Source organism: Azoarcus sp. TTM-91, from assembly GCF_012911025.1.
Lineage (GTDB): Bacteria > Pseudomonadota > Gammaproteobacteria > Burkholderiales > Rhodocyclaceae > Azoarcus.
Genome location: NZ_WUEI01000216.1, coordinates 1 through 3,100, shown reverse-complemented (window position 1 = coordinate 3,100; position 3,100 = coordinate 1). Strand labels below are relative to the sequence as shown.

General features: G+C 74.5%; 1 protein-coding gene. It reads left to right on the top strand.

The features are described 5' to 3' along the window. The coding region (locus tag GRF61_RS23670) for an amidohydrolase family protein (protein ID WP_169153072.1) at positions 1-3,100 on the top strand (3,100 nt) is incomplete at both ends.

The following is a 3,100-nucleotide window of genomic DNA, read 5'->3' as shown; positions in this document are numbered from 1 at the left end:
GTGCACTGGCGCTGCGCGACGCGCCGCCGCCCGCCACATCTCCCGCAGCCCCCACAGCGGAAACCGCAGGCCTGCCTCCCTTCCTTCCGCCGCCGCTCACCGGCAGCCTCCCTGTCACCCTCACCGAAGGCACCAACCTCGCCTTCGCCTTGTCGCCGGACGGCCGCAGCCTCGCGCTGGACCTGCAGGGCCTGCTGTGGACGCTGCCACTTGAAGGCGGCGAAGCCCGGCGGCTCAGCGGTGATCTGGACGACATCGCCCGCCCGGCCTGGTCGCCGGACGGCCAGCGCATCGCCTTCCAGTCCTACCGCAGCGGCGGCTTCCAGCTCTGGAGCGTGCGCGCCGACGGCAGCGACCTGCGCCAGCACACCGACGGCGAATACGACTGCCGCGAGCCGTGCTACTCCCCGGACGGCCGCGAACTCGCCTTCGCCTCCGACCGCGGCGGCCGCTACGCCATCTACACGCTGGCGCTGGAGAGCGGCGCCATCCGGCTGGTCGCCGACAGCGACGGCGAGGACGGCGAGCCAGCCTGGAGCCCGGACGGCCGCCACCTCGCCTTCTCCAGCAGCGGCCGCATCCTGGTGGCGCAGGCCCATCCGCCGGCCGGGCAGGCGCAGGCGCCGCATGTCGCCGTGGCGGGGCCCGGCGCCAGCGCGCCGGCGTGGACGCCGGACGGCGGCGCCCTCGTCTATCGCCTGCTCGAAGGCAGCGGCCGCGACCTGCGCGCCAGCCGCCTGTGCCGCAGCCGCATCGACTGGCAGCAGCCGGACGACGGCAGCCCGGCGCGCGCCGGCTGGCCCTACCGCGTCACCCTGAGCGAGGCCGGCGAAGACGTCTTCCCCTGCGCCGCGGCCTGGCTGGACGCGCAGGAAGTGCTCTACGCCGCCGACGGCCGCCTGCGCCGCCGGCAACTCGCCGCCACCAGCGGGGGCGACGCCAGGGCGGCCAGCACCGACATCCCCTTCTCCGCCCGCCTCGCCGTCACCCCGGCCGGCGGCTACCCCCGCCGCTACCGCGACTTCGACGACAGCCGGCCACGGCCGGTGAAAGGCATCGCCTTCCCGCAGAGCTCGCCGGATGGCAGCCGCATCGTCTTCGGCGCCCTCAACCAGCTCTGGCTGCTGCAGGTCGGCACCGCCGCACCGCGCCGCCTCACCCACGACGGCTACGGCAAGACCTACCCCGCCTGGGCGCCGGACGGCAGGCGCATCGCCTACGCCTGCGATCGCGACGGCAACTACGACCTCTGGCTGCTGGATGCCGACAGCGGCGCCGAACGCCGCCTCACCCGCAGCCATGTGCCGCTGAAGCAGGCCGCCTGGGCGCCGGACGGCCAGCACATCGCCTGCGCCGGCGAGGACGGCCGCATCTACCTGGTGGACGCCAACAGCGGCGCCCTGCGCCCGCTGCTGCGGCAAACGGTGTGGTCCGGCCGCCCCAGCTGGTCGCCGGATGGCCGCTTCCTCGCCTACGCCGCGGTGCGCCCCTACAGCGCCCGCTACCGCGAAGGCCTCAACGCCATCCTGGTACACGAACTCGCCAGCGGCCGGGCGCACTACCACCTGCCGCGCGCCGGCAGCGGGGTGGACGTGCGCAACGCCGCCGGCCCGTGCTGGTCGCCGGACGGCCGCCACCTCGCCCTCATCATGGAGCGGGTGATCTGGCGCCTGCCGGTGGCCGCCGACGGCAGCCCCGCCGGCGAGGCCGAAGCGCTCAACGGCGAGGACAGCGACGCCCTGTGCTGGACACGGCACGGCCGCGCGCTGGACTACCTGCACCACGGCCGCCTGCGCCGCCTGCACCTCGCGTCGTCTTCCGCCACGGCTGGCGGCGCCGGCCAGCACCGCATCGAGGACATCCCCCTCGACCTCCGCTGGCAACCCGCCTGGCCCACCGCCACCACCGTGATCCACGCCGGCCGGCTGTGGGACGGCCGCGCCGACCACTACCTGCGGGATGTGGATGTCGTCATCCACGGCCAGCGCATCGCCGCCATCGAGCCCCACCGCGCCGAGCGCGGCGGCGTGCGCTGGGTGGACGCCAGCCGCCACTGCGTCATGCCCGGCCTGATCGACATGCACACCCACCGCGAGATGGGCAACCAGCTCGGCGACCGCGAGCCGCGCATCTTCCTCGCCTTCGGCATCACCACCACCCGCGGCCTCAGCGACAACGCCTACCTCTTCCTGCAGAACCGCGAATCGGTGGAAGCCGGCGCCCGCGTCGGCCCGCGCCACTTCGGCACCGGCGAAGCGCTGGACGGCCGCCGGGTGTTCTTCGACAACATGCACCCGCTACGCGACGAAGCCGCGGTGGCGCGTGAAATGGAGCGCGCCCGCGCGCTGGACTATGACCTGATCAAGACCTACGTGCGCCTGCCGCCCGCCCTGCACCGCCGCGCCACCGCCGGCGCCCATGCGCTCGGCATCCCCATCACCTCCCACTACCTCTTCCCCGCCGCCGCCTTCGGCGCCGACGGCTACGAGCACATGGGCGGCACCAGCCGCTTCGGCTACTCCCGCACCGGCAGCCAGACCGGCGTGCTCTACCAGGACGTGCTCGCCCTCAGCGCCGCCGCCGGCCTGTGCCGCACCCCCACCGTGTTCGGCCTCGAAGGCCTGCTTGGCGACACCCCGGAACTGGTGCTGGACGACCCGCGGGTACAGACCCTGTTCCCGCCCGCCGAACGCACCGCGCTGGAAAAAGCCGCCCGCGGCGGCCCCTACCGCCCGCTGCCGGCGGTGGTGCGCCAGATCGACGCCATCCGCCGCATGCTCGCCGCCGGCGTGCGCATCGTCAGCGGCAGCGACTTCCCCATCGCCGCCGGCGGCATCTCGCTGCACCTCAACCTGCGCGCCATGGTCCGCCACGGCATCAGCCCCGCCGACGCCCTGCGCAGCGCCACCAGCGTGCCCGGCGCCGAACTCCACCCCGAGCTCGGCACCCTGGCCGCCGGCAAGCTCGCCGACCTCGCCATCGTCGACGGCGATCCGCTCGCCCGCATCGAAGACGCCGCCGCCATCCGCGCCATCATGGTCGGCGGCCGCCTGCACACCGTGGAAGAACTGATCGCCCCCTACGCCGGCAAGAACGATCT